At 68.2% G+C, this 26,914-nt stretch carries 17 protein-coding genes and 2 tRNA genes; 7 read left to right on the top strand and 12 right to left on the bottom strand.

The window, feature by feature from the left end:
• Positions 1–70: 70 nt before the first annotated feature.
• On the bottom strand, positions 71–1,249 hold the full coding sequence (locus GXY15_08505) for a mannitol dehydrogenase (protein NLV41256.1): 1,179 nt from the start codon (positions 1,247–1,249) through the stop codon (positions 71–73).
• A 113-nt stretch (positions 1,250–1,362) separates the two neighbouring features.
• On the bottom strand, positions 1,363–2,550 hold the full coding sequence (locus tag GXY15_08500) for an N-acylglucosamine 2-epimerase (GenBank protein NLV41255.1): 1,188 nt from the start codon (positions 2,548–2,550) through the stop codon (positions 1,363–1,365).
• 548 nt (positions 2,551–3,098) lie between these two features.
• Here GXY15_08500 and GXY15_08495 point away from each other — a divergent pair.
• Positions 3,099–5,060, top strand: coding sequence for an alpha-N-arabinofuranosidase (locus GXY15_08495; GenBank protein NLV41254.1), 1,962 nt, complete (start codon positions 3,099–3,101; stop codon positions 5,058–5,060).
• A 124-nt stretch (positions 5,061–5,184) separates the two neighbouring features.
• Here GXY15_08495 and GXY15_08490 read toward each other — a convergent pair whose 3' ends face one another.
• The 3 genes from GXY15_08490 to GXY15_08480 all read right to left on the bottom strand — a co-directional run bounded on the left by GXY15_08490 (position 5,185) and on the right by GXY15_08480 (position 10,700).
• A complete protein-coding gene (locus GXY15_08490; GenBank protein NLV41253.1) occupies positions 5,185–6,768 on the bottom strand; it encodes a glycoside hydrolase family 32 protein in 1,584 nt (527 codons plus the stop codon).
• A 38-nt stretch (positions 6,769–6,806) separates the two neighbouring features.
• Complete coding sequence (locus GXY15_08485; protein NLV41252.1) at positions 6,807–7,748, bottom strand: hypothetical protein; 942 nt, start codon at positions 7,746–7,748, stop codon at positions 6,807–6,809.
• Positions 7,749–8,201: 453 nt separating this feature from the next.
• Positions 8,202–10,700: a hypothetical protein gene (locus GXY15_08480; GenBank protein NLV41251.1), complete on the bottom strand. Its 2,499-nt coding sequence runs from the start codon at positions 10,698–10,700 to the stop codon at positions 8,202–8,204.
• Positions 10,701–10,918: 218 nt separating this feature from the next.
• Between GXY15_08480 and GXY15_08475 the strand changes: the two genes are divergently transcribed.
• Positions 10,919–10,995 (top strand) — tRNA-Met (locus GXY15_08475).
• Positions 10,996–11,084: 89 nt separating this feature from the next.
• Here GXY15_08475 and GXY15_08470 read toward each other — a convergent pair.
• The 3 genes from GXY15_08470 to GXY15_08460 all read right to left on the bottom strand — a co-directional run bounded on the left by GXY15_08470 (position 11,085) and on the right by GXY15_08460 (position 13,709).
• Positions 11,085–12,095: a hypothetical protein gene (locus GXY15_08470; GenBank protein NLV41250.1), complete on the bottom strand. Its 1,011-nt coding sequence runs from the start codon at positions 12,093–12,095 to the stop codon at positions 11,085–11,087.
• A complete protein-coding gene (locus tag GXY15_08465) occupies positions 12,070–12,657 on the bottom strand; it encodes a hypothetical protein (GenBank protein NLV41249.1) in 588 nt (195 codons plus the stop codon). Before GXY15_08465 ends, GXY15_08470 begins: the two co-directional genes overlap by 26 nt.
• A gap of 92 nt (positions 12,658–12,749) precedes the next feature.
• The gene (locus tag GXY15_08460) at positions 12,750–13,709 is read right to left on the bottom strand and encodes a sugar phosphate isomerase/epimerase (GenBank protein NLV41248.1); all 960 of its coding nucleotides are present in this window, start codon (positions 13,707–13,709) and stop codon (positions 12,750–12,752) included.
• A 251-nt stretch (positions 13,710–13,960) separates the two neighbouring features.
• On the opposite strand from GXY15_08460, the gene GXY15_08455 reads away from it, so the two are divergent.
• A complete protein-coding gene (locus GXY15_08455; protein ID NLV41247.1) occupies positions 13,961–15,424 on the top strand; it encodes a Gfo/Idh/MocA family oxidoreductase in 1,464 nt (487 codons plus the stop codon).
• Positions 15,425–15,460: 36 nt separating this feature from the next.
• On the opposite strand, the gene GXY15_08450 is transcribed toward GXY15_08455, so the two are convergent.
• Positions 15,461–17,092 (bottom strand): peptide chain release factor 3, encoded by a 1,632-nt coding sequence (locus tag GXY15_08450; GenBank protein NLV41246.1) that lies wholly within the window; start codon positions 17,090–17,092, stop codon positions 15,461–15,463.
• 587 nt (positions 17,093–17,679) lie between these two features.
• Between GXY15_08450 and GXY15_08445 the strand changes: the two genes are divergently transcribed.
• Positions 17,680–17,925, top strand: a complete 246-nt coding sequence (locus GXY15_08445; GenBank protein ID NLV41245.1) for a hypothetical protein — start codon at positions 17,680–17,682, stop codon at positions 17,923–17,925.
• The gene (locus GXY15_08440; protein NLV41244.1) at positions 17,922–19,046 is read left to right on the top strand and encodes a hypothetical protein; all 1,125 of its coding nucleotides are present in this window, start codon (positions 17,922–17,924) and stop codon (positions 19,044–19,046) included. The genes GXY15_08445 and GXY15_08440 overlap by 4 nt, the downstream gene beginning before the upstream one ends.
• A 3-nt stretch (positions 19,047–19,049) precedes the next feature.
• On the opposite strand, the gene GXY15_08435 is transcribed toward GXY15_08440, so the two are convergent.
• Together GXY15_08435 and GXY15_08430 are read right to left on the bottom strand one after the other, a co-directional pair.
• Positions 19,050–19,652 (bottom strand): DUF2239 family protein, encoded by a 603-nt coding sequence (locus GXY15_08435; protein ID NLV41243.1) that lies wholly within the window; start codon positions 19,650–19,652, stop codon positions 19,050–19,052.
• 125 nt (positions 19,653–19,777) lie between these two features.
• Entirely contained in the window at positions 19,778–22,258 is a 2,481-nt protein-coding gene (locus GXY15_08430; GenBank protein NLV41242.1) for a hypothetical protein, read from the bottom strand.
• A 161-nt stretch (positions 22,259–22,419) separates the two neighbouring features.
• On the opposite strand from GXY15_08430, the gene GXY15_08425 reads away from it, so the two are divergent.
• Positions 22,420–25,413 (top strand): hypothetical protein, encoded by a 2,994-nt coding sequence (locus GXY15_08425; protein ID NLV41241.1) that lies wholly within the window; start codon positions 22,420–22,422, stop codon positions 25,411–25,413.
• Between the two features lie 28 nt (positions 25,414–25,441).
• Positions 25,442–26,683, top strand: coding sequence for an acetylxylan esterase (locus GXY15_08420; GenBank protein NLV41240.1), 1,242 nt, complete (start codon positions 25,442–25,444; stop codon positions 26,681–26,683).
• A 101-nt stretch (positions 26,684–26,784) separates the two neighbouring features.
• Here the strand turns inward: GXY15_08420 and GXY15_08415 are convergent.
• Positions 26,785–26,861, bottom strand: a tRNA-His gene (locus GXY15_08415).
• Positions 26,862–26,914 lie beyond the last annotated feature (53 nt).

The following is a 26,914-nucleotide window of genomic DNA, read 5'->3' as shown; positions in this document are numbered from 1 at the left end:
GTCCTCGGACTCCTGCTCGCCCGCCTGTCGGCGGGCCGTTGTGGGGGTGGGGCCGTCCGGCGCGCGCCGGTCAGCGGGCCACCCCAAATTCCTGTGTTAGCGCCGTTTCGCCCGCCTGAATCAGCCCCGCGAGGGGGCTGTCGGGCGGCAATCCGCAGAGTTCACCCAGCACCGCCGCCACGCCGCCGCGTCGGTGGATTTCCCGGACACGAAGCGCGCCGGGGTCGTCCGGGGCATCATACCGGACCGCCGCCGCCGCCGCAAACGCGATTTCCCGGGGGGCGATTCCCGCCTCCAGGCATTGCAGCGCCGCGCCGACAAGCCGGTCCTCGCGGCCGAGCTTGCGCACCGGATCCCGCGCCACGCGGGACACCTGGTCGGCCAGCCCCCGGTTGTGGTAGCGGCGGACCAGGTCCCGGTAGTGTGCCCGCAGGGCCTCCAGATCCAGCCCCTGCCGCGCCGCGAGGGCCTGGCAGCTCTCCTCCGCCGCCGCCTCCACATGCGCGCGCACCGCGCCGTCGCGGATGGCCTGCCAGATGTACTCATGCCCGCGCAGATGGCCGAGATAGGCCGTCGCCGCGTGGGTCATGTTGTGCACGTACAGCTTGCGCTCGACATAGGCGCCAAAATTCGCCAGGGGCTTCATGTGCGCGATCTCGGGCACGGGCCCGCGGAAGGCCTCACCGTCCACGGGCAGCTCGCAGTACGCCTCCACACACACCAGCAACGGGTCCCCGGCGCGCTTTTCCGCCGTCATCACCGGCACCATGCGGCCGATGGACGCCTCCACGAACCCCACCTGCGCGTCCAGCGCGGCGTGGAGCGCCTCCGGCAGACGCCCGCGCACCTTCTCCCGCAGGAACGGCCCCGCGTGCAGCAGGTTCTCGCAGATGATCACATTGACCGGCGCGGCCCCCGCTTCCAGCCGCAGCCGCAGCCCCTCGGCCAGCGCGGGCACGATGTGCGGCAGGGCGTTCACCCCCACCGCCGTCGAAAGAATGTCCGCGCCGCGCACGGCGGCGGCCACCTCTTCGCGGTCGCGCCCGTCCACGGCATCCACGTTCTCCACGGGGATGCGGGACACCTCCTCCTCCACGATCTCCACAGGGTAGGCTTTCCGTGCCTGGAGGGCGGACACCACCTCCTCCACCACGTCCACAAACACGGTCCGGTACCCGGACTCAAAATACAACTGGCCAAGAAAACCCCGGCCGATGTTGCCCGCGCCAAAATGTACTGCTGTCTTCAAAATGAGGGGATCTCCAGGCGGCGGAGCGGTCTGTCCGCCGCGCAAACGCAGGTAGTTTAGCATTTTTCACGAACGCGGTGCCCGGCCCGGGCGTTTTCCGCGGGGGGGCGGGCTCAAGTATCCGCCGTCGCCGACTCCAGCAGTTTCCAACAGTACCACTGCATGCGCGGCAGGTGGAAGAGCCCCTTCCACAGGTTGCCCTTCAAGCGGACGGACACCCGGCCGTCGCGGTGGAGGTAGCCGTACCACTCGCCGTGCTCGGGGTCGGGGAAATGGCGGTGCGCCCAGTCGTGGACCAGGCGGTGCCATTCGGCGTATTTGGGATCGCCCGTGAGGCGGTGGGCCAGCAGGGTCGCGATAATGGCCTCGTTGTGGGGCCACCAGAACTTCATGTCGTGCCAGTACTCCTGCACGGGGAGCCCCCTGACGTCCACGAAGTAGAGGATGCCGCCGAACTCCCGGTCCCAGCCGCGGTCCCACATGGCGTCGAGCATGCGGCAGCCGAGGGCCGTGAGGTCCGCATCGCCGCCGCGGACGCGGGCCTCGTGCAGGATGAACCACGCTGCCTCCATGGCGTGGCCCGGGTTGAGCGTGCGGCCGTCGAAATGGTCTATGAACTCGCCGTTCGGGCCGACGGTCTCCATGACGCAGCCGAACTCCTCGCTGAGGAAGTCGCTTCTGATTTCTTCAATGCAGCGGTCAATCTCGCCGGTGCAGAAGGCCGCCCCGCCGAGGGTGTCGCGGAGCACCTGCGCCACGCCGATGGTGATCATGGGGATGCCGATGGCTTTGGCGGGGCGGGAGCCGGGCACGCCCTTGGGCGGCAGCAGCCCCGGTGTGTTCGCATAGCGCAGGAAGGAGCGGAACAGGTCGAGGGCGCGCGCCGCAGCGTCGCCGTCGCCGGACGCCTTCGCGTAGGCCGCGTGGGCGATGGCGGCGAAGGCCTCCGAGTACACATAGCGCCGCTTGCGCAGGGGGACGCCCTCGCGCGTCACCTGGAAAAACATCTGACCGTCGTCGTCGAAACCGTGGCGCTGAATGAACTCGATCCCCTGGCGGGCAAACTCCAGCCACTCGGGCCGCCGCTCCACCGTGTTGTACAGCGTCGCCAGCATCCACGAGATGCGCCCCTGCTGCCACATTCCCTTGTCCGTGTCAATCACCGTGCCGTCCCGGTCCAGGGCCGTGAAAAAACCGCCATGCTCCCGGTCCGCGCACCGGGGAATCCAGAACGGCACCGTGTCCCCCAGCAGCCCGTCCCGGTAGGTGGTGATCAGTTCCTTAGTGCGCGCGGCGTCCATAAACGGCCTCCGTATTTTGACGTTTCGGCGATTATACCCCGCCCCCCGTGTCCGGGGTGTGGATGCATTCCTCGAAGGCATTTTCAACGCAGAGACGCGGAGGGCGCGGAGAGCGCGGAGAAAGACGAACACAGGACTCCCCGTAAACCAGGCACCGGCCCCGGCCGACACAGCGCGAAGCGCCTTGGAGTGCGGTAGCTTGCTGCCGCCTTTCTTCGCGCGGGCTTGCCCGCGCGCGGGCATACACGCGATGAAAAACTCATTGTTCAAGACGGGGCCATCGCGGTGCCCGGTCTGGAAGGCGGCAGCAAGCTACCGCACCCCAAGGCGCGCTTCGCGCGCGCTGCCGGACACTCGGCGTTGGCAAGCACGGAGCGCCCGCGTACTCTCCCCCCATCCTCTCTCCCTCTCCGCGTTCTCTGCGTCTCTGCGATGAGTCCTCCCTTAGGAGCCGCGGCAGGGAGGAAAAAGGGCCAACGGATGTGCAATGCTGATTGGTGCGACCGACCCGGCCGCCGAAGGGCGGCGAACCACAAGGAGAACCCGCCATGCACACCGCACTCAGAAACGCCCCGCTGCTCGTCCTGTTGGCCGGAGGCTGCATGCTGCCCGCGTGCGCGGCACCGTCCGAGGCCCGCATTGACGCCTCCAAGACCGGCGAGCCGGTCTCCCCCTATGTGTACGGCCAGTTCATCGAGCATCTGGGCCGCTGCATCTACGGCGGCATCTGGGCGGAGATGCTGGAGGACCGAAAGTTCTTCTTCCCCGTGGACGGCAAGGGACCGGGCTGGGAGATGCACGAGGGGAAGAAGGTCTCGTGGGAGGGCGACGGCGTCCCCTATGAAATCCTGAAGGCCTCGCCCTGGCAGATCATCGGCCCGCCGGAGGCGGTGGCCATGGCGGCGGACAGCCCCTTTGTCGGGGAGCATGACCCGGTCATCGCGCTGGACGGGTCGGCGGAGCCGCGCGGCATCTACCACCCCCGCCTCGGCGTCCTGAAGGACAGGGCCTACACGGGGTACATCATCCTGAAGGCCGCCCCCGGCGTCACGAAGGTCGAGGTGGCCCTCCAGTGGGAGGGCGGCGAGGCGGTGGCGGCGGTGGAGAACCCGCCGGACGCCTTCACGAAGCACCCCTTCACCCTGACCGCCGGAGCGGACTGCGACGACGCGCGGCTGGCCGTCCGCTGCCACGGCGCGGGCGCGGTGCGGATCGGCACGGTGTCCCTCATGCCGGCGGACAACGTGGACGGGTTCCGTCCGGACACCCTGGCCGCGCTGAAGGAGCTTAACTCCCCGGTCTACCGGTGGCCGGGCGGCAACTTTGTGAGCGGCTACGACTGGCGCGACGGCATCGGCGACCGCGACAAGCGCCCGCCCCGCAAGAACCCCGCGTGGACCGGCGTCGAGCACAACGACGTGGGCATCCACGAGTTCATGCGCCTGTGCGAGCTGATCAACACGGAGGCGTACATCGCCCTGAACACGGGCCTCGGCGACGCCGCCTCCGCCACGGCGGAGGTGCAGTACCTCACCGGGGCGGCGGACACGCCGGAGGGCGCGCGCCGCGCCGCCAACGGCCGCACCGAACCCTGGAAGGTCGCCTTCTGGGCCGTGGGCAACGAGATGTACGGCGACTGGCAGCTCGGCCACATGCCCCTGGAGGAGTACGTCAAGAAGCACAACACCTTTGTGGAGGCCATCCGCGCCGTGTCGCCGGAGGCGAAATGCGTCGGTGTGGGCAGCGCGGGGAAATGGAGCGAGACCATGCTCACCCACTGCCCGGACCACATGGAGCTCCTCAGCGAGCACCTGTACTGGCAGCGCAAGGACGACGTGACGGACCATGTCAACGAGGCGGTGCGGCAGATCGAGGAGCTGGCGGGCAAGCACCGCGGATACCGGAAATCCATCGGCGCGCTGAAGGGGAAGGACATCCGGCTGGCCCTCGACGAGTGGAACTACTGGTACGGCCCCAACGTCTACGGCGAGCTGGGCGTGCGCTACTTCATGCGCGACGCCCTCGGCTGCGCCGCCGCCCTCCACGCCCTGTTCCGCAACAGCGACCTTTATTACATGGCGAACTACGCGCAGACCGTCAACGTGATCGGGGCCATCAAGACCACCCGCACGGGGCTCTTCTTCGAAAGCACCGGCCACGTTCTCGTGCTCTACCGGCAGCACTTCGGCACCGTCCCCGTGGCCGTGGAGGAGAAGATGGACCATGCGGACGTCGCCGCCGCGTGGACCGGGGACCGGAAGGCCCTCACCCTCGCCGTGGTGAACACCACGGACAAGCCCCTCGATGTTAAGGTGGACCTCAAAGGCGCGAAGCTGGACGGCGCGGGCGCCGCGTGGACCATCCAGAACGACGACCCCGACGCCCACAACGACGAGAACCACCCCGACACCATCACCGTCCGGCCCGTGGACTGCGGGGCCTTCACCGGCACCCTGAGCGTCCTGCCCTACAGCGTCACGCTCTACCGGTACCCTGCGGCGGCGGAATAGCAGGGCCGGTTTTTCGGGATCAAAACAGGAACGCGTCCGAACAGGACCGGTTATCCATGCAAATCTTCCACGGCGTGGAAGATTTGCAAGGATAACCGGTCGCTTTCAGCAGACGGACACCGTTTCACCAGGGGTTCGCGGGGGACATGTCCCAGGCCTCCACCGCCTCCACCTGCGCGTCGGCGCCGGCGGCAAAGAGGCTCACGCCGAGGCTATCCGGACGCGACGGGTCTATGCGCTGGGTGAGGGCCTGGAGGTCGTTCGCAAAGACCTCCACGATGGACCGGTCGAGGAAGATGCGCAGCCGGAGGGGCTCGCCCGCCGGAAGGGACAGCGGGGCCTCCTGTTTTGTCACCGGGCCGTTCGGCCCGCCCATGATGAACTCCAAGTGCTGGAGATAGGGCCGCGCCGAGGATTTCGCCAGCTCCACGCGGAGCGTGCCCGCCGCCGCGTCGTAGATGACCGGGGTCTCCTCCTGACCGTCCGGCGACCGGCGCACCTTCACGCCGACAGAGCCGCCCGCGCCGGGGCGGATGGTCAGCGCCAGCTCCAGGCAGTCCCCGCGGACGGCGTCCAGCGCGAGCTCCTCCCCCGCCTTCAGGGCGATGTTTTCCAGCCGGCGCGGATTCGCGCGCAACGTTTCGAGTTCGGCCACCGGGGCCATGCGCAGGCGCCCGTCGTCCCCCATCCAGAGGTGGCGGGGCAGGCTCATGGTGCCGCTCCATCCGGACGCGGGCGGCTCCATGCCGGGCCGCCAGTCCAGCACCCACGCCCAGAAAATGCGGCGGCCCCGGTCGTCCAGCAGGCTCTCCGGGGCGAAGAAGGTGCCGCCCGGCCAGTTGAGCCAGGCGTGGAAATCCGGATGGAACTGCTCGTCTTTCCATTCGCCGAGGTAGTACCGCGCGCCGCGCTTGTGGCTGATGCACAGGAGCATGTGCTTCCCGCCGATCTCGAAGAAGTCCGGGCAGGAGATGTCATCGTCCGGCGCGATGCCCGGCATGTCGTTCGCCAGGAACGGGCCGACATAGGACCAGTCGTCCAGCGCCTTCGCCTTAAAGAGCGTGGCGGCCGTGCCCGCGCCGGGCGTCCCGCCGAAGATGGCGTAATAGGTGTCACCCTCCACCCAGCCGTGGGGGTCCCAGGAGGAGTATTTTCCGTGCTCCGGCGTCCCCTCCTTGGGATTCGGGATGATGGGGTTTGAGGGGAGCTTGGTCCACCGCGCCAGATCGTTGTCCGTGCTCGTGGCGATGCAGTTCCCGGCGTCCACGCCGTGGTAGAGCATCGTCGGCTCGCCCTTCAGGTTCACGAAGCAGTTGCCGCTGAAGATGCCCCGGTCCACATCCCCCGGCGCGGGGAACAGCGCGGGCGGATGGAAACGCCAGTGGACCAGGTCCGCGCTCGACGCATGGCCCCAGCAGTGGCCGCGCTCGTCCTGAAAGATGTAACAGAGGTGGTAGCGCCCCTTCCACTGGATGGCCCCGTTCGGGTCGAAGGGCATGCAGTTCCCCTCCGGCGCGGTGAAGTGGTACGCCGGCCGCTGGGGGTCCGCCAGCAGCGCCGCGCGGTGGGTCCGGACCGCCTGGTCCCGGTTCCCGCCCTCCGGCGCCGCGCACGCGGACCGGAACGCCGCCCCCCCGGCCAGGAACACCGCGACCAGGCTCAACGAAACCGCTCCGGCGGCCAGGGAACGACGTGACAACGAGCGCATGTAAACCTCCGATTCGTGATGGACACCAGGGGCAACCGTCACACACCCGCGGAAGCGGGCGCCGTTTCCATTCTGAACTTCACAAACACCGGCGCGTGGTCGCTGAGGGGTTTCCCTTCGGGGTCGACAAATGCGGGATCGTCCTGCTGCCAAGTGAGAGGGGTCATCGCGTGCCCCTTCCCCGGCCGGAAGAGAATGCGGTCTATCTCCCTGCCCGTGGGGCCGTTGACCTCGTCGGACGCGTCGCGCAGGCCCAGAGCGTCCCGCATGCGGTCAAAGGCGAACACCTTGGGGTTGTCCTTGTTGGCCTCCTTGTCCTCGGGGCCGCGGCTGGGCCGCATGTTGAAGTCGCCCAGCAGAATGACGGCGTTCTCCGGCGGCGAGGCGCGGCGGACAAACTCCACGATCTCCGCCGTCTGGGCGGGCTTGGCCCGGCGGGAGGCCGGCTTGCGCCCCGCGGCGATGTGGGTTGTGTAGACGTCGAGCATCATGCCGTTGACGTTGAACCGGGCCATGAGCACGCCTTTGGAGGCGGGCCAGTTCTGGAACTCGCCGGCGTCGGCGTATCGGATCTCATCCGTGGCGACGAGGGGGAACTTCCCGAGGATGCCCAGCCCGGAACCCACAATCTTGAAGGGGTTGCGCAGGGCGCTGTGGTAGACCTTGACCGGGTGCTCCGCCGCCGCCCAGAGCAGGCTGTGCTGTTTGAAGCACTCCTGGAAGGCGCAGATGTCGAAGCGGTTGGTCAGCGGCGAGATGTATTTGAACTTGTGGCGCGCGTCGTCGAACCACGGCCGCGCCTGCACGTTGTACGTGAGGATGGTGAACTCCGCGGGCCCCTCCCCGGGGGCCCTCAGCGCCGCCCCGTTCTCCACAACCTCGATGCCGCCCATGCGCAGAAGCGCGGTGCCGGCCAGCAGGACCAGCACCAGGACGGGCGCGACAAACCACCACCGCGTGTACCACTTTCCGTTGGCCATCGGACCCTCTCCATGGCGTTCGCGGCCCGTCCCGCCGCAGGGACATCATAGGGCATTGCCAACCCCGTCCGCCACAGAAAAGATTCGCCGCGAGTCGCCGGGTCACAAGTGGTTGCGGAGGCATTCCGACAAGGGATTGCCGCGTCGGCCGGGGCGGCCTCCTCGCAATGACCGCAAAAACAGATGTCATTGCGAGCCCCTGACCGCCCGGGGGCGGGAATTCTGCCTATGAAGTGAGGGCTGCGGGAGGGCCGAAAGCGTAGACGCGGCATCCTGCCGCGTTCCTGGGGTTTTCGTTGGCTCAAAGAACGCGCCAAGATGGCGCGTCTACTTTGCGGGCGTTCTCGCCGACTTGCTTCATTAGCAAAGAGCGAAGCGACTGAAGCAATCTCATTCCCGCTTCGGCTTCGGCTCTCACCGTGCCTTGTCCGGCGACCAGGACTTGCCCGAGGATCACCCGGCGGCGCGGTACCGCACGATGAGGCTGCCGCGCGCTTTCGGCAGGCGCAGTTCCGCGTCGCCCAACTCCGCGCCCGTCATGGTTTTTTCCGTGCGTCCGTGGTCCCCGTCAATGAACGTGACCTCGTAGGATCTGTCGGGGCGCACGCCGCGCAGGCCCGCCGCCAGCCCGGTGTAGGCCGACTTGGCGCGGCGGAAGACCAGCACGAGCCCCGCATCAAGGTCGGGCCGGTGGAACTGGAAGGCGCTCCAGTGCCCCTCGTCCGGGGAGAACCCCGCGACGGGATAGAGGTCACCGTACCAGTAGGGGCGGTTTTCCATCACCTCCGCGAGGGCCTTCCGGCCCTCCTCCAGGGGGAAGCTTTCGTCCATGTAGTGCCACTGGCAGATGATACCGGCGGTGCCCGCGCTGCGCATCTCATAGGCGTCGGGCTGCCAGGCGCAGGCCATGTTCAACGGGACATAGGGGCACATCCCCAGCGTCTGCGCCTGGTTCCAGTCGCAGTGGCTGGGCGAGCAGTTCGTGTCGCTGCGCCAGAAGGGGATGGAGCGCATGCACAGCTCCAGGTCAATGCGGCGGCCGCCGCTGGCGCAGTTGTCTATCATCAGCCCCGGATGCCGCGCCCGCAGGTCGTCCCACATGCGGTACAGGCCCTCCACATACCGGATCTCCGTGATGCCGCGCCGGTCCGGCGCGTCGTTCCGCCGCCAATAATCCAGCGGGTCAATGTTGAAGTCGTTGCGGTAGATGTCAATGCCCGACTCCGCGATGCGCCGGGAGAGCAGCTCCGTCAGCCACTCCCGGGCCTCGGGCAGGTCCAGGCGGAACAGGCCGCCCTCTCCCCCGCCGAAGACATAGTCCGGGTGTTCGCGCGCGATTTCCGACCCCTTGGCCACGCGCTCCGGCTCGAACCACACCACGAATTTCAGGCCCAATTCGTCGCAGAGGTCACCGACGGGCTTGAGGCCGTTCGGGAAGGCCTTCGGCTTGTAGTACCAGTTCCCCACGCCGTTCGGAAAGCCCCCCTCGAACCACGCGGCGTCGAGCCAGAGCGTGTCGAACCCGGCGGACTTGGCGAAGCGCGCGGCGGCGAGCTGCCCCGCCTCGGTGGCCCAGTCGTCGCGGGTCCACACATACCGGTCAAAGCACTGGAGCGCCGCGGGCAGCGCCACGGGACGCCCGTCCGCCTTCGGGACATACTCGAAGAGCATCAGGCGGCGGAAGCGGTTCTGCAGTGCCCATGTGTCGGCGCCCCCCGGCATCAGGAGGATGCGCGGCGAGCGCACCGACTCGCCGGGGTGCAGCGTGAAGTGGGTCTCCTCCATCCCGGCGCGCAGCCGCGCGGGGCCCTCCCCCGACCGCTCCACCGACGCCGCCCACTGCCCCGACCAGCCCACCGCCGCCACCACCTGCTCCGCGCCGTACTGCACACGGAAGAAGGGGAAGGCCTGGTTCGACGGGCGCCCGCCCACGGGCGCCATGCGGAAGGCCCTCCCCGCCGCCACCGTCTCGACGCTTTCGAGGAAACTCCGGTCGTCGCACGAGTCGCCGCTGTTCCGGTGGAGAAGCAGAGGGTTCTTCGCGTATCCGGAGCGCAGCGCCACGTCCAGGGCCTGGATGCTCTCCAGGATGGGCGTGTCGGCGCTGCCCGTGTTGGTGAAGGTCAGCAGCCACTCCGCCGCCGCGTAGGGGGCGAACACGCGGGCCTCCGCCGCCACGCGGAGCCCCGTGGCGGGGTCAGTCCAGGTTGCCGCGTACGCCGGGCCCGCGTCCGTGTCCTTCCGCTCCGACACGCGCTGCCACCCGGACAGGAGACTGTCCGAGGACGCCCCGCCATAGACAAACGAAAACGGCGGCCCGTTCACCCCCAGCAGGGTGTCCGACTGTCCCTCGTCCAGCCGCCGCGCGGTTCCGTCCGCGAACAGGATTTCGGCGTCCGCCCAGTCCGTCTGGTCGCAGGCCGGCCCGTCGTCCGTGCCGTCCACCTTCAGAACCAGTTCGCTCGCCCCCGCGGGGATTTCGACGTCCACGTGGGCGGGCTCGTCCCCGCCCCGCAGCACATCGCTCCGGAAACACTCCTTCCCGTCCACCTCGACGGAGCACACCACGCTCCCACGCTTGCCGCCCGTGTCATCGTTGTTGTCCACGCCGCAAAAGGCGCGGAACCGTTGCGCGCCGTCCGGCAGCCGAACGGCGATCTCGCTGTTGGAGTGGGTGCCCAGCCCGTGGTCAAAGGCGCGCCCGCCGATCCGCAGGGGCGTCTCGATGCACGACCGGTTGACGTGGAGGACGCTGTGGTCCTGACGGCGCAGCGTGAGTTCCAGACCGGACCCGACGCCGGACGGGTTCCCGAAAGCGCGGTCGGCCCAGTCCAGCAGGGACGCGCTTTCCGCCGCCGACGCCATCACGGCGTCCTGAACAGGCGTCTGGGGAATGTCGAGAACCGCCCCGGCCGGGGCGCAGCAGAGCAGGGACGCAATCGCAAGAAACATGGCCGAAACCTCCCAAGGGTTGAAGACTGCGCCATTCTACCCCACCCGCCCGCAAGAAAGGCGCAACCCCGGCACCGCTTCGCCCGGCACCGGCCCCGCCCTCTCCCCCGGCTCTTGGAGCGAGGGTTGCACGAACTGTGCGAACGCGCCCTTCCCTGATGTGCGGCGGCATTCATTTGACCTTTCCCCCCGCTGGGTGGTATAGTGACTCTTAGCGACGCGGGGTGGAGCAGCCTGGTAGCTCGTTGGGCTCATAACCCAAAGGTCGTAGGTTCGAATCCTACCCCCGCTACCAAAGACGCCGCAGGCACTTACGGGAAACCGTGAGTGCCTTTTTTTTGCATGTGTGGGGCGGGGAGCCCCCATGGGATGGTCATGGCCATGCTAGGCGGCAAGCTTGCGAAGCGCCTCCTGCAACACGGCCGCCAGCGCAATGCCGTCCAGCGTCTCCACAGGCTGGAGAGGCGGCATCCCGGACAGGCCCACCAGGCGACGCATCACGGGCCGCAACGCAAGGGTGAGTTCCGCCGCCTCCATCTCCGGGTCGAGTCCGGCGTTCCGCAGTTCCTCCACCTTTTCCCACGCCGTCCCCACGATGGAAAGAAAGGCGGGCCAGTTGACCCATCCGGCGGGGGGTGCCCCGCCCGCGAGAAGGGGAAGCGCCGCCGCACTGATGCGGTAGGTCCGTTCACGGCCGGCCCTCGCTGAGTGGATGGCGCCCGAACAGGCCAAGTCCGCCAGCACGTCGTGAACGGCCTTCTGCGAGTAGCGCAATTCGCGGGCAATCTCCCTCGGGTGGCCGCCGCCGGAAAGCACCAGATACGCCAGCGCGTCGGCACGGGCGCCCACGCCGAACAGCGCCCTTAACCTGAGAAGGAGGCAGGACGGCGCGTCCGCGTGAAACGCTCCGGAGAGTCTGCGGAGCACCACGGCGTTTCGTTCCAGTCCGTGTGAGAGAAAAACGGGGTCCCTGTCCCCGGTCACCGGGAGGGGGCGTCCGTCGGGCAGGAGGAAGAGGGGCGTGTTTCCGCCCGCCCGCCGTGTTGGTCCCGCAAGCGGCCTCCACCGCGGGGAGTGTTCCCACCGGGCCATCCAATCGGCCACTGCGGGAACCACCGGGCCGCCGCATGGCTCCCCGCTCCGGATCAGATTCCTTAGACGCTGGATGTTAAGAAACCGGCCGTTTACCGTCATCCAGTCCAGCATCTCGTCAAACAGGCGCTGGTCATGGAGGCCCAGGGCGCAGGTGAACAGAAAAAGGGCCTCGGGGTCCACCGCATGGCGGACCGGCCGGGAGGGTTGTCCGGCAACCCCGAGGGCGGTCCATTCCCGCCAAAGAAAGTCCAGCAGGAGGTCCAGAAAGCCGTCTCTAAATTGTCGCAGCGATTCCGTCATTTCCAAGGGTTTCCAACAGTTGCCGCAGAAGTTGGCGAAACTCCCGGGAAACATCCTGTCCGAGCGCCCACTGCGCGGCCTGCGCCAGTTCCGTGTCCGTCGGGCCCAGCGCCAGCAGATCGGCCGTGTGATATCCGCCCCGCTCCACTGCGGCATACAGTTTGAAATGAATCTGGTCGAGTCTTCCGATGAAGTGCGCTGTCAGACAGGCGCCGTAATTTCGGGGGAGAAGGCGTTCCTGAAGTCCTTCCGGCAGGCCCATTTGAAACAGGCCCCCTTTGTTTCGGCTGGGGGCGTTGTTGATCCAGTCCTTTGGCAGCTGAAGCGCCTCGGCGGTTTGCTCCGCGGCGAGCAGCAGATGGGGCGGCAGAGGGGATGGGCTTGCCAGACGGCCGTCCTCCAGCAGCGCCACAATGTCCACATCGCGGGTTGTGCGGGCAATCAATCCGGCTGCAATAAGGGCGGCCCCGCCGCACACCACAAGATGCACCGGTGGCGCTTCAGACCGCACGAGCAGCCCGTTCATTATCCGGAACGCGGCATCCAGTTGTTGGCTGTCCAAACCCCGATTCATAACTTATCCCACTCATTATAAGTGGAATAAGTATACCATTCCCGGCGAGAAATGGCAAATCTCCCCGTTCGGACCTGGGACTACACCGCGCCGTGGCGCTTAAGGGCGGCGTCTATGGCCTCTTTGCCCTTGGTGGCGGCGCGGTAGACGTCCTCAATCATCCAGCCGTCTATCATGACCCAGCCGGAGTAGCCGCCCTCCCACAGGGCATCGAGGGAGGCGGCGATGTCACAGTGGCCCTCGCCGCAGGGGAGGTGTTTGGACGTGACGCCGAAGATGGTGCCGTCGCTGTCGGTGAGGTGAATGTGGCCGATGTGCTGCACGCCCACGGCGCGCAGCATCTCCTCGGGCTTCCCCCTGCTTCCCGACATGAGGTCAAAGTGGCTGGGGTCGTAGTTGGTCCTGCAGGCGGGGTGGTCCACCGCCGCGAGGATCCGCTGGAGGTGGTCCTGCGTGTTGAAGATGAACGGCGGCTCGACCTCGAAGGAAAAGAACGTGCCCTCGTCGGCGCAGATTTTGGCCGCCTCGCGGTAGCTCCCGGCGAGCCGGTCAATCGCCTGGTCCACGTTCCGGTTGCCCTCCAGGCCGCCGCCGGGCCACACGCCGAGGAAATCTCCGCCCAAGGCCCTGCAGAGCCGCAGGTCGTCGCGGAAGCGCGCCAGCCACGCCTTGCGCCGGTCGGCGTCCGCCGCGTGGGCGTCCCCGCCGCCGGTCTGCATGCTGTACACCTGCAGGCCGTACTGCTCATACATCCGGCGCAGGGCCGCGATGCGCCCCGCCTCGTCGGGCCCGGGATACCCGCCCATGGGCCACCCGTCCACCAGCTCGATGCCGTCAAATCCGGCCTTGGCCGCGAAGTCCATCACTTCCCAGATCGGGTAGTTCTTCTTGAAGGTGTCCGCGGACGAAGAGAACCCGTTCAGCCCCAGCCCGCACTTCCACCGCTTCGCGGGGGCGTCCTGCGCCCGCGCGGACAACGCCGCCGCCGCCAGCCCCGCCGTCGCCGCCCCCGCCAGAAACCCCCGACGTGATGTGTTCATGCCTGCCACTCCCGTGTTTTTGGCTCCATGGTCCCGCGCCGGACGGCGCAAAACCCCGGTCATGCTACCGCACGGCCCGCGGCGGCTGCAAAGTCCGCCCCGGGGGTTGAAGTCAGGGACGGCCCGGTGCTCTAATGACCCCGGCGTTTCGGACAGGTTTCTTTAACACACGGAACCGACGGCGCGCGCGGAGAGTCCGCAAGGCGGCCGGCGGGGAGGGCAATGCGGTGAACGGAGCGGGAAGAGTCGGGATGTCGTCCACGGGGCAGTCAGCGGGCAGGCCGTCGCGCCGGACCTTTTTGCGGGGGGCTGCGGCGCTGGCCGCGTTCTCCGCCCTGCCCCGCGGCGCGCGGGCGCAGGGCAAGACCCCGGCGAATGAGAAGCTCAACGTGGCCCTCATTGGGGTGGGGTGGCAGGGCATCTACAATCTTGAGGTGTTTCTGCAGGATCCGGACGCGCGGGTGGTGGCGGTGTGCGACGTGAACGAGGAGGGAAACTACATCGGGCGCGGCATCGCCGGCCGCGAGCCGGGCCGCCGCATGGCGAACGACTATTACGGCCACACGGGCCGGCCGGAGGACGGCTGCGCGGCGTACACGGACTTCCGGCAGATGCTGGACGAGCGCGAGGACATTGACGCGGTGGTGATCACCGTCCCGGACCACGTGCACGCCGTCGCGGCCCTCGCCGCCATGCGGAAGGGGAAGCATGTCTTCTGCGAGAAGCCGCTGGCCCACTCCGTGGCCGAGGTGCGCGCCATGACCCAGGCCGCGCGGGACGCCAAGGTCGCCACGCAGATGGGCAACTGGGGCCACGCGAAGGAGGACATCCGCCTCGTCTGCGAGTGGATCTGGGACGGCGCGATCGGCGAGGTCCGCGAGGTGCACGCCTGGACCAACCGCCCCGGCGGCTGGTGGCCCCACGGCATTGACCGTCCCGAGGACACGCCGCCGGTTCCGCCGGGACTCGACTGGGAGGGCTGGATCGGCCCGGCGCCATACCGCCCCTACCATCCCGCCTATCTGCCCTTCATCTGGCGCGGCTGGTGGGATTTCGGCTCCGGCGCCCTGGGCGACATGGGCTGCCACATTCTCGACCCCGTGGTGTGGGCCCTGAAACTGGGCAGTCCGGAAACGGTCGAGGCCAGCTCCGTGCGGCTGCCGTCCAAGGCGACCCCCCACGCCATGGAATACGCCAAGGGCCGGTTGCATCCCGAGACCACCACGGCGGCGGCCAGTGTCCGCTGGACCTTTCCCGCGCGGGAGGGCATGCCGCCCCTGGTGCTGACCTGGCATGACGGCGGGCTCATGCCGCCGCGTCCGGACGAGCTGGAGCCGGGCCGCCCCATGGGCGACGGGGACGGCGGCGTGCTGTTCATCGGCGACAAGGGCAAGCTCATGTGCGGGTGCTACGGCAGCGACCCGCAACTGCTCCCGAAGGCGCGCATGGACGCCTACACGCGCCCGCCCCAGACCCTAAAACGCTCGCCCGGCCATTACCGTGAGTTTGTGCTGGCCTGCCGGGGCGGCGAGCCTGCGGCGGCCAACTTCGACTACAGCGGCCCCCTGACCGAGATTGTCACCCTGGGCATTGCGGCCATCCGCGCCGACGCGAAACTCCGGTGGGACCCCGAAAAGATGGAGTTCGTCAACGCGCCGGAGGCAAGCCGCCTCCTGCACCCCACGTTCCGGGAGGGCTGGAGCCTCTCCGGGTGAGGGGCGCCCCCTCCTGATTCGACGGAGTGGGGCTGGTTAATTGGGAGCGGTGGCACTTTTTAGCGGCACCGGGCCGTCGTACGGATAGCGGCTCAGTGCAATGTCGGGGTTCTTCTCCTGGAAGTACCGCATGGTCCACTCGTTCGCGAACAGGAGCACCGGGCGGTCCGAGCGGTCAAGGGCCCGCTGTGCGCCCGAAGGGAGGAGCATTTTCTCCCCGGCGTCGCCGGGCCGCAGCCAGGCGGCCAGTTTCCACGGGGCCTCGGAGCAGCGCGTGCGCGCCCCGTACTCGCTCTCAAGACGGTATTGCATGACCTCAAACTGAAGCGGTCCCGCCGCGCCGAGCAGCCGGGTTCTTCCGGTCAGGTCCGGAAGGGAAAAGGACTGGGCGACCCCCTCCTGCAGCAGCTGCTCGAAACCGCCGCGAAACCGTTTCGCCTCGGCGGGGTGGAGGTTTTCGATGTAGGAGAAACACTCGGGGGCGAAGACCGGGATTTCGTCAAACACCACCGACGGATCCTCGGTGAGGGTGTCCCCGATGGCGAAACTGTCCCGGCCGACGATGCCGACCACATCGCCCGGATAGGCCTCGTCCACCGTTTCGCGCTCCGCGCCGAATATTCGGCTCGCATTGGAGAGGCGCACCTTCTCCCCCGTGCGCGCATGGGTCACGATCATGTTTCGGGAGAACCTGCCGGATACCACCCGCACAAAGGCGATGCGGTCCCGGTGCTGCGGAACCATGTTCGCCTGTATCTTGAAAACAAACCCGGAAAAGGAAGGGTCCTCCGGGGAGACGACCTCCCCCGACCGGCTGTTCCGGGGGGCGGGCGGCGGCGCGTGCTCCAGGAAGCCGTCTAGCAGGAGTTCGATGCCGAAATTGTTGACCGCGCTGCCGAAATACACCGGGGTCGTGTTGGCCGCGCCCGGGTCGCGGGGAGTGTACGCCGCCCCGGCGGCCGCCAGGAGCTCGACCTCCTCGCACACCTGCCGGTACGTTTGCTCGTCCAGGCGTCCGCGGATTTCTGGATCCGTCAACCCGCCCGCGGACACGGGCGCGCGAAAGGCCCCGCCGGCCGTCCGCTCGAACAGGTGCGCCTGCATGGTCCGCCGGTCCCAGACCCCCTTGAAGCGCTCCCCCGACCCCAGCGGCCAGTTGACTGGATACGCCGAAAGCTGGAGGACATTCGCCAGCTCGTCCAGCAGTTCCAGGGGATCGCGCGCCGGCCGGTCCAGCTTGTTCATGAAGGTGAAAATGGGAACGCCCCGGCGCCTGCAAACGTCAAAGAGCTTCAGGGTCTGCGCCTCGATGCCCTTTCCCGCGTCTATGACCATGATCACCGCGTCCACCGCGGCCAGCACGCGGTAGGTGTCATCCGAGAAGTCCTGGTGGCCCGGCGTGTCCAGCAGGTTGATCCGAAAGCCCCGGTAGTCGAATTGGAGCACTGTGGAGCTGACCGAGATCCCCCGCTTCCGCTCCAGCTCCAGCCAGTCCGACGTGGTGGCCCGCTCCTGCCTGCGCGCGGTGACCGACCCCGCCATGTTCACCGCGCCGCCGTAAAGCAGAAACTTCTCCGTCAGCGTCGTCTTGCCCGCGTCAGGGTGTGAAATGATCGCAAAGGTGCGCCGCCGCGAAATCTCGGCGGAAAGCAGGGTCTGTTCTGTCATGCACTGGATTCCAAAAGGCTGTTCTCCGCGCCGTGCGCGCCGTCAGCGGGGCGAAACGGCACAGGGGGTCATTCCCGAAGAAGACGCGGAGGCTGAAGTTGGCGAGAAGGAGAAGAAGGCCGGTTGCGGCGTCAAAGCGGTGCGGGAAGCCCCCGCGCGGAACAACACGAACGCCGCGCGTTCTCCCGTCCGGCGAATTCTAGTGATTTCCGGGGGCGAAAATCAATCGGCGTCCGCGGCCCGGCCGGATAAGAAACGGTCGTGGAGGTATTCGAGGGAAAGCTCGCCGTGTGGATTCGCGCTGACAGCGGCGGCACCGTCATGGGTGTTCGCTCACCCATGAGATGCGGAGGGCTTGGGCCTTTCCGACAAGAGATTGCCGCGTCGGCCGGGGCGGCCTCCTCGCAATGACCGCGGAAATGAACGTCATTGCGAAGGCGCGCAGCGCCTGAAGCAACCTCGTTCCCGCCTCGGCTTCGGTTCTCACGACGCCTTATCCGGCGTTCAGGGTGTCCGCCCGCGTATTGCGGCGGCGGCCGCCCCGCGGCCATAATGACAACGCGCCCAAACCCAGACGGAAATCCGCCATGACACTTCGCCGCAGTGCCCGCCTGCTCTTCTCCATGCCCGGAACGCACAACCGGTCGCAGATTTGGGAGATGCGGACCGACGGTGCCGGCCTGCGCCAGGTCACGCCGGGCGACGAGCCCGATGTGGACAACTACGATGCCTGCTACCTCCCCGGCGGCCGCATCGGCTACGCGCCCTGGCAGGGGGGCTTCAACGTGGGTTTCCGCGGGGTGCTGGCGGACGCCGGGGAGGGTTCCCCATGAAACGGCGGGGAATGCTGAAGGTCTTTGGCGCCCTTGTCATGGCGGGATGGACGGTATCCTTTCCCGCCGCGGCGCAGCCGCCCGCGGCGCGGCCCACGGTGGGCGCGATCCGATGGGACGCCTGGCACGGCCCCGCGTCCAATGTCGGGCTCACCGTGGAGAAGACCCTGGCCCCCGCCCGGTGGCATTACCGGCTTCCCTTTTTCGGGAAAGTGACCGGGGAGAACGCCGTCGAGGCGCGGGGCGACACGCAGGAAATCATGGACCGGGAGATCGAATACGCCCACGCCGCGGGACTGGACTACTGGGCCTTCGTCATCTACCCCGAGGACAACGCCCTGAGCGGCGGGCTCCGGCTCTACCTGTCCAGCGCGCACAAAGACAAGGTCCGCTTCTGCCTCAACCTGCAAGGGGGTTGGGAAGGCGGCGGCGGCGCGGCCGCCTGGCAGGGAAAAGTCCGCCGCTATCTCGCCCTCTTCCGGGAAAAGTCCTACCTGACCGTGCTGGACGGACGGCCCCTCGTTTATCTGTACAGCGTGGACGACCTTGTCGGCCCGGGCCGCTTTGAGACATGGGAGGAGGCCCGCGCGGCCTTTGACCGGCTGCGTGCCGCCACGCTGGAGACGGGCCTGAAGACGCCCTACATCGTCGCCCAGGGCTGGTCGCCGGACGCGCTGGCGAAACAGGCGGAAACCCTGGGCTTGGACGCCCTCGGCGCCTACGCCTCCAGCGCCGGCGCGAAGGCCGCCCCCTATGCGGACCTCGCCGCCCACACGGAGCGCTGGTGGGATGCCTTCGCGGCCCCGGGCCGCGACACGGTGCCCCTCGCCACGGCAGGGTGGGACATGCGGCCCCGCGTGGAGACGCCCGTGCCCTGGGTCAAGGGCGGAGACATCGAGCAGTATTACGGGGCGCCCGCGCCGAAGGAGTTGGCGGCGCATGTCGGAAAGGCGCTGCAATGGTGCCGCGACCATCCGGACACCGCACGCGCGCAGACCGTGCTGGTCTATGCCTGGAACGAGTTCGACGAGGGCGGCTGGCTTTGCCCCACGCTGAAGGAGGGGACGGCCCGTCTGGACGCGCTGAAAGAGGTGCTTCGCCCGGACGCCGCACACCGATAGGGCCTACGCCTGGGCCTCCAGCCCCGCCGCGACGGCGGTGAGCCGCAGCAGATGGGTCCGGATATCCCCAGGCCAGTCCTTTGCGAACGCTTCCAGACGCGGCAGGTCCTTCGCGTACAGGGCGCGCGACGCCTCCTCGAACTCCGGCAGGTTCCCCGCCATGGTCCACATGAACTTTCCCGCCGCGTCCCAGGCCCTGGATGCCCGTTCGCCCCCCGCGCCCTGTTTGCGGGCCTCGTCCACCAGCCGGCGCAGGGTGGCCGAAATCCCCCCCTTCTGCGCCTCCAGCCATTCCCAGTGGCGCGGCAGCAGCGTCACCTCGCGGCTGACCACCCCGAGGTTCGGCCGCCCGGGACCGGTCCGTTCCGCGACCGGCGGCGCGGGGGCGGGGGTGAAGTGGGGATGGCGCGCCAGCCGCGCCAGCACGTCGTCCAGGGTTCCCCGGAAATCGAAGTCTATCTGAATCCCCGTCTGGTCCTCGAAGATCAGCAGAGCGTCCCCGCCCGAGTCCAAGTGCGCCTTGGCCCCGGCCAGCAGGGCACGAACGTCCCCGGCGGCGATTTGCCGGTCCCCCGCGAAGGCGGTGTAGGTGTTTTCTGTCGTCATGAGGGTACTCCTTATCCTTGGCCGTGTGTGCCGTCCCGGACATCGGTTCGGCGGGAGAGGACCAGGTGGAGACAATTATACCCGGGCAATATTCAGAAGTCAATATTACCCGGGTATTATTTTGGCTACTTGGAAAGCCGCCGGTATTCGACGAGCACGGATTCCGGGGCCGCGCTGGTCGGGATCACGAGCGCGCGCAGCGCAGACCCCTTCATGACCGTGGCGGGGCCCTGCGTATATCCCGGCGAAACGGTCACCTCGTAGTCCGCCGCATCGTCCATCTCCTGGAGCGCGCAGGTGAATCCCGTGTAGGGGGAGGCGGGCCGCCGGAAAGCCAGGATCATCCCGTCCCCCTCGGCGGGCCGGTGGTACTGGAGAACGCACCAGTCCTTGGGGCTGGTGGTGATGTCTGTGAGGGCGTATTGATTCCCGAAGAAATACTTCCGGATGCGCTTGCCCTCGGCAATAGCGGCGCGCAGCGTTTCGCGGGGATATCCGGCGGGACGCACATCCTCGCAGAACGAGATGCCCCCGTTGAACCCGCTGCGGAAGCTGTAGGGATCGGCGCCCATCTGCCCGCTCACGTTGAACGGGACATAGCGGCTGAGTCCGGCGGTCATGACCTGGTTCTGCAGCGCCGCCTGGAGGGAGTCCCCGCGCATGAGGGGCGCAATGGTGGCGTCGGTCCGCCACAGGGGCAGGGCGCGGGCGCACAGTTCCAAGTCAATCCGTCCGCCGCCGGAGGCGCAATTGTCCACGGCGAGGTCCGGGTGCGCGGCGCGCAGGTCGTCCCACCACCGGTACAGGCCCTCGACATAGCGGATTTCCGCCAGGCCGACCCGGTCCGGTCCGGCGGCGGCGTCGAGTTTCGCCCACAGGGGGGTGTACTGCACGGCGTTGTCAATGCGGACCCATTTCAGGCCGTAGGCGTCAATCAGGCCGTTGACGTAGTCCGTGATGTGCCGCCGCGCCTCCGGTACGGCGAGGTTGAACATGCCCCAGCCGCCGCCGTCGGGCAGGACCACCCAGTCAGGGTGCTCCAGCGCCATCAGCGTGCCCGGACAGATGCGCTCGGGCTCGAACCACATCAGGAAGTCGAGTCCCGAACGGTGGACGGCCTCGGCGATGACCCTCATCTGGTTCGGATACCGCGTGCTGTTGAATCCGCGCGCCACGGGAAGGACATAGTTGCCCACCGTGGGGAAGTCGTCTCGCCCGTAGTACGCGTCGTGCCAGTAGCACTCGAAGCCCAGGTCCTTGCAGGCGTCCAGATGCGACAGCGCGTCGGCCTCGGTCGCCTTGTCCATCTCATAGAACGCCGTGGTCAGATGGGCGATCGGGGGAACGACCACCTCCCCCCGGACCCGCGGCGTGATGTGGCGGAGCATGGTGCCGCGCCAGAGATTGTGCGCGCGCTCCACGTCGTCGCCGGACCACTGCATCATCAGGATGCGCGGTGTCCGGACGGTCTCGCCGGGTTTCAGGGACAGGTGCATGGTCTGCATCCCGGCCTGGAGGGCGACCGTGCCGTCCCGGTTCTCCACGGCGGCGGCCCACTGGCCGGTCCACCCGATGCCCACCGTTGCGCCGCCGCCCGCCCATTGGACGTCGAAGAACGGGCAGGCCCCGAGGGAGGAGCGGCCTGCCGTGGGCGCGAAGGCCCGCCGCTGGCCCGCGGGCAGAGCCTCGCTGAACGGCTGCCAGTCGTCCACGCCGCAGGTGCTGCGCAGACTGTGGAACATCGCCGGGGAACCCTGCGCGAGAGGGAACGCCGCGTCCAGCGCGCGCACCTGTTCCAGGACCGGCGTGTCGGCCGTCCCCGTGTTGGTGAAGTACACGGTCCAGTCCACGCCCGGCGTGTCCGCAAAAACCGTGGCCACGGCGCGCACTTCCAGCCCCGTCTCCGGATCGGTGAAGGTGACCGTGCGCCGCTGTCCGCCCTCCACGTCTGCAACTTCCGCCCGGCGGGTCCAGGAGGGAAGCAGTTGAGAAGACGGCCGGCCCCCGTAGACGAAGGAGAAGGGCCACACCACGGCGGGGGCGTCGCCCCGGGCGAGGTCGTCCAGATAGACCTCCTTCCCGTCCTCCAGCAGCACCCGCGCGTCCGCCCAGTCGGCCTGATCGAAGGACCGGGTGTCGCCCCCGTTGTCCACGATCAGATCAAGGGCCGTTGCGCCTCCCAGGGGCGCCTCCACCGGCACCGGCGCGCTGTCCGGCCGGAGGACGTCGGTCTCGAAGAGAACGCGTCCGCCCGCCTCCACACGGAAACGCACCGAGGCGGGGGATCCGTCCACATTGCGGTCCAGACCGACCCCGGCGCGGAACATCCGTCCCGGACCGGGGAGCAGAACCCGCAGCACGGAGCGGGCGTTCACCCCGACGCCGTGCGCGAAGGTCTTCTCCCCCAGCCGCAGCGGCTTCCCCACCGAGTTCACGCCGAACTTCGTCTCCCCGACGCTGTCCTCGTATAGGACAGCCACCCGGCCGGGGGACAGGCGGTCCGCGTTGTCCGAAAAGGCCCGCGCCGCCCAGGCGGCGTTCAGGTCCCCCTCGTCCCCGGCTCCGAAACTGGCGGCCACCATCACGGCGGCGAAAATGGACAGCATGGCGTTCTCTCCCTGGGGTCGTCCCTGCGCCATCATAGCACGCCGAAAGTTGCCATGGCGGGGACGCGGGTATACCATGACAGTCTCGGTCCGGCCCCGGGACGCCTGTCCTTCCGCGGGGAACCGGGCCGGAAGCGTGCCGGACATCGGAGGGTGACACCATGCGCGGTCTCGGAGTTGCGGGGGTTCTTCTTGCGGTTGCCACGGTGGCGGGAGTCTCTGTGGGGGCGGGCGCCCAGGGCGTTCCCACCACGCTGCTATCCCTGGAGGGCGGCTGGGTGGTCGCCGCGGACCCGGGCAACACGGGCCGGGCGGAGTCCTGGTGGACCGCCGCCCGTCCGGAGGCCAAGCCCGTGCGCGTGCCCGGCATCCTCCAGGAGGCGCTGCCCGGATACCATGGCGTCGCATGGTACTGGCGTGAGTTCACGCCGCCGCAAAACCCGTATGAGGGGGGGCGGTGCCTGATGCGTTTCCACGCCGTGGACTACCTCGCGGAGGTCTGGCTGAACGACACCCATGAGGGCGGTGAGACCCCCTTCACCCTGGACATCACCGAGGCGGTGAGGGCGGACACAAACCGGCTGTCGGTCCGGGTGCTGAACCCCACGGCGGAGCCCATTGACGGCGTCGTGCTCGCCGAGACCCCGCACCGCAACAAGGCGGCGGCGGGCATCAGCGTGGGCGGGTCCTACAACAGCGGCGGGATCACGGAGCCGGTGGAGGTGTTCTGGGTGCCCGCCGTCCGGGTGGACGACGTCTTTGTCCGCCCGGACTGGAAGACCGGCCGGGTGCGCGTGCAGACCACCGTGGTCAACGCCGGCGCCGCCCCCGTGGACTGCGCGTTCCAGTTCACCGTCTCCCCGGCCCTGGCCAGCCAGCCGGTCGCGTCCCTGGCCCTCCGCAAGGAGGTGCCGCCGGGAACCAGCCAGCTTGAGTCCGAAATCGCGGTGGAGCATCACCGGCTGTGGCAGCTGGACAACCCCTTCCTGTACCGCCTGACCACGCGGGCTGTCCCGGCGGGAAAGGAGGCGCAGGCGCACGAGCAGTTCACCCGGTTCGGATTCCGGGATTTCCGCGTGGAGAAGGGGTTCTTCCGCCTGAACGGCAAACGGGTCTTCCTGAAGAGTTCGCACACGGGCAACCACTGCCCCTTCGGAGCCGTCCTGCCCCCCGACTCCGCCCCCGACCTGCTCCGCAAGGACCTGATCTATGCGAAGTCCTGCGGGTTCAACATGGTCCGGTTCATCGCGGGCATCGCGCACCCCTACCAGCTGGACCTCTGCGACGAGATCGGCCTCCTAGTGTACGAGGAGAACCTGGCCTCGTGGCTGCTCGCGGACTCCCCCAAGATGGCGGAGCGCTTCGACGCCAACCTGCGCGAGATGGTCCTGCGCGACCGCAACCACCCGTCGGTGGTCCTGTTCGGGCTGCTGAATGAGATGGGCAACGGCCCCGTGGTCCAGCACGCCGCCGCCAGCCTCGGCCTCCTCCGTTCGCTGGACGACACCCGGCTGGTGCTGTTCCAGAGCGGCCGCTGGGACGGGCAATACATGATTGGCTCCGTGTCCAACCCCGGCGGCGCGGCGTGGGAGCATGTGTGGGGCGTGGAGGGCCCCGACTACACGGGGACCGCGAAGAACGGCCCATGGGGCGGGTATTTCGAGGGCGCGGGCGACGCGCATGTCTATCCCTCCACCCCGCACACCCCGGCCATCGAGGCGGGCATCCGCAGCCTGGGCAAGGACGGGAAACCGGTCTTCCTCTCGGAATACGGCATCGGCAGCCTCATGAACGCCGTCCGGGAGCTGCGGTACTACGAGCAGCACGGAGCCAACCCGGAATGGGACGACTTCAAGTTCTTCAAGCGGACGGAGGAGCGGCTGGCGGAGGAGTGGAAACGCCTCGGCATGGAGGGGGTGTACGCCTTCCCGGAGGAGATGCTCCGCGACAGCCAGCGACTGCACTGCCGCCAGCGGCTGCTCGGGTTCAACCTGATCCGGTCCAATCCGAACATCTGCGGCTACAACCTGACCGGCCTCCTCGACCACGGATACACGGGCGAGGGGCTGTGGACCTTCTGGCGCGAGTTCAAGCCGGGCATCATGGACGCCCTGCAGGACGGCTGGTCGCCCCTGCGCTGGTGCCTCTTCGCCGCGCCGATGCACGCCTACACGGGCCGTCCGTTCAAACTGGAGGCGGTGCTTGCCACCGAGGACGCCCTCGCGCCGGGCAGCTATCCGGCGCTCCTGCGCGTGGTGGGTCCGGACGGCGTCGCCTGGGAGGAGCGGCGGGACGTGGTCATCCCCGAGCCTGCCGACGGCGCGGACGGGCCGCTCGCCGTGCCCGTGTTTGAGGGTGACATCACGCTGCCCGGCCCCGCCGGGGAGTACACCTTTGCGGCCACCCTGGAGCGCGGCGGCGCGCCGGCGGGCGGGCGCCTGACCTTCCATCTGTCCGACCCGCCGCAGGCCGCCCGGCCGGTCACGGTCGCCGTTGCGGGGCTTTCGCCCGCCGTCACGGACTGGCTCAAGGCCCGGGGCGTGGAATCGGTCCCGCTGGAGGCGGCCCCCGAGGACACGCGGCAGGCGGTGCTGGTCGGCGACTGGAAGGGCGACGACGGCGCGTGGACGGCGCTCCTGCGGCGCGTGGCCCGGGGCGATACGGCCGTCTTCCTGTCCCCCGCCGTCTTCAAGAAGGGGGACGACCCGGTGGGGCGGCTTCCCCTGAAGAACAGGGGCGGCCTGACCGCCTTCTCCGACTGGCTCTACCACAAGGAATGCGTGGCGAAGAAGCACCCGCTGTTTGACGGGCTGGCCCCGAAGGGCGTCATGGACTGGGACTACTACGGTCCCGTCATCACGAACCTCTTCTTTGAGGGGCAGGACGCGCCGGACGACACGGCGGCGGCGGCCTTCGCCGTCTGCCATTCCAGCCGTCCCGACGGTTTCGCCGCCGGGGTCATGCTCGGCGCCTACGCCTTCGGGGAGGGAACCCTTCTCCTGAACACCTTCAACGTGCTCGACAACCTGGACCGGCATCCGGCGGCGGACCGCCTGCTGCTCAACATGGTCACCCAGGCCGCGCAGACGGCCGGACAACCCGCGGCGCCGCTCCCCCAGGATTTTGACGCGACACTGAAAGCCCTCGGATACTGAATGGCCGCGGAATGACGACGGTGAAAGGATGAGGAACATGAAAACGACCCCCAAACCGCTTCGGTCTCTGGCGATGGCCCTGGCACTGTTCACCGTGTGCGGCATGGCTGGGGCGGCGGACCCGCCGGTCATGCCGTGGAATCTGGACACCCTGTCGCAGGCGCCGAAGGAATACCCCGCCCCCGGATTTGACGAAAAAGGGGTGCGCGCGCTGTTCTATGACGGCCTGCCGTTCAACGGAAAGCCCACCCGGGTCTTCGCCTGGTACGGCGTGCCTGAGGGCAAAGAGGGGACGAAATATCCGGCCATGGTGCTGGTCCACGGCGGCGGGGGCACGGCCTTCGCCGAGTGGGTGCGCCTGTGGACCGGGCGCGGCTATGCCGCCATCGCCATGGACACCTGCGGCTGCGTGCCGAAGGGCAAATACAGCGACTGGGAGCGCCATCCCGACGGCGGTCCGGCGGGCTGGGGGGACTTCGAGCACGCCGGGGCCGCGCCGGAGGAGCAGTGGTCTTATCATGCCGTGGCGGATGTTGTTCTCGCGCATTCCCTGATCCGCTCGTATCCGGAGGTGGACGCCGACCGCACCGGCGTCACCGGCATTTCCTGGGGCGGCTATCTCACCTGCATCACCGCCGGGGTGGACCCCCGCTTCAAGCTCGCCGTTCCCGTGTACGGGTGCGGCTTTCTCGGCGAGGACTCCGCGTGGTTGGACGCCTTCGCGGGCATGGGTCCGGAAAAGGCCGGGCGCTGGCTCGGCCTGTGGGACCCCTCCGTCTATCTGGGCCGCGCGCGCATGCCTCTCCTCTGGGTGACGGGCACCAACGACTTCGCCTACCCCATGGGCTCCCTGCAGAAGTCCTACCGCCTGCCGCAGGGCCCCCGGCATCTGTGCGTCCGCATCCGCATGCCCCACGGGCACGGCGGCGCCGGCGAGAATCCCGAGGAAATCCGGGTCTTCGCGGAGAGCCTGCTGAACGGGGGGAAACCCCTCCCCAAAATAACCGCACAAAGCCGCGATGACAGTTCCATCTGGGTCACCTACGCCGCGGAGACGCCCGTGTCGCGCGCCGAGCTGACCTACACCAAGGCCCGGGGCAAATGGCAGGACCGACTCTGGGAAAGCATCCCCGCCACCGTGCATGCCGACCGGGGTGCGGTGGAGGCCACCCTGCCCGAAGGCGTCACGGCATACTACGTCAACCTCTTCGATGACCGCGACTGCGCCGTCAGCACGGAGCACGAGGAGACGGTGCCGGAGAGCCGGTGAGCCTTTCTGAAAGGGAATGCCCGGGCGGCCTCTGAAGTCCGGTGAATGGCGTTCCAAAAAAGAAAAGACGCGCAACACGTTGCGCGTCTTGAAGTTGCTGATGGTACCGGGGCTGGGGGTTGAACCCAGGACCTCTGGATCCACAATCCAGCGCTCTGACCAACTGAGCTACCCCGGCACAAAAACGACGCCCAAGTATACCGCTTTTTTCTGTCAGGGCGCAAATGCGGG

This window comes from Candidatus Hydrogenedentota bacterium, from assembly GCA_012730045.1.
In the GTDB taxonomy this organism is placed as follows: domain Bacteria; phylum Hydrogenedentota; class Hydrogenedentia; order Hydrogenedentales; family CAITNO01; genus JAAYBR01.
The sequence above is the reverse complement of the archived record's forward strand: the minus strand, read 5'-3'. Positions and strand labels throughout refer to the sequence as shown.

Bases quoted from the DNA above. Each gene is read 5' to 3' on its own strand.
- GXY15_08420 (NLV41240.1), top strand. From the start codon at position 25,442: ATGAGGAACATGAAAACGACCCCCAAACCGCTTCGGTCTCTGGCGATG.
- GXY15_08425 (NLV41241.1), top strand. From the start codon at position 22,420: ATGCGCGGTCTCGGAGTTGCGGGGGTTCTTCTTGCGGTTGCCACGGTG.
- GXY15_08490 (NLV41253.1), bottom strand. From the start codon at position 6,768: ATGCGCTCGTTGTCACGTCGTTCCCTGGCCGCCGGAGCGGTTTCGTTG.
- GXY15_08450 (NLV41246.1), bottom strand. From the start codon at position 17,092: ATGACAGAACAGACCCTGCTTTCCGCCGAGATTTCGCGGCGGCGCACC.
- GXY15_08430 (NLV41242.1), bottom strand. From the start codon at position 22,258: ATGCTGTCCATTTTCGCCGCCGTGATGGTGGCCGCCAGTTTCGGAGCC.
- GXY15_08485 (NLV41252.1), bottom strand. From the start codon at position 7,748: ATGGCCAACGGAAAGTGGTACACGCGGTGGTGGTTTGTCGCGCCCGTC.
- GXY15_08435 (NLV41243.1), bottom strand. From the start codon at position 19,652: ATGACGACAGAAAACACCTACACCGCCTTCGCGGGGGACCGGCAAATC.
- GXY15_08445 (NLV41245.1), top strand. From the start codon at position 17,680: ATGACACTTCGCCGCAGTGCCCGCCTGCTCTTCTCCATGCCCGGAACG.
- GXY15_08455 (NLV41247.1), top strand. From the start codon at position 13,961: ATGTCGTCCACGGGGCAGTCAGCGGGCAGGCCGTCGCGCCGGACCTTT.
- GXY15_08480 (NLV41251.1), bottom strand. From the start codon at position 10,700: ATGTTTCTTGCGATTGCGTCCCTGCTCTGCTGCGCCCCGGCCGGGGCG.
- GXY15_08440 (NLV41244.1), top strand. From the start codon at position 17,922: ATGAAACGGCGGGGAATGCTGAAGGTCTTTGGCGCCCTTGTCATGGCG.
- GXY15_08460 (NLV41248.1), bottom strand. From the start codon at position 13,709: ATGAACACATCACGTCGGGGGTTTCTGGCGGGGGCGGCGACGGCGGGG.
- GXY15_08500 (NLV41255.1), bottom strand. From the start codon at position 2,550: ATGGACGCCGCGCGCACTAAGGAACTGATCACCACCTACCGGGACGGG.
- GXY15_08495 (NLV41254.1), top strand. From the start codon at position 3,099: ATGCACACCGCACTCAGAAACGCCCCGCTGCTCGTCCTGTTGGCCGGA.
- GXY15_08470 (NLV41250.1), bottom strand. From the start codon at position 12,095: ATGACGGAATCGCTGCGACAATTTAGAGACGGCTTTCTGGACCTCCTG.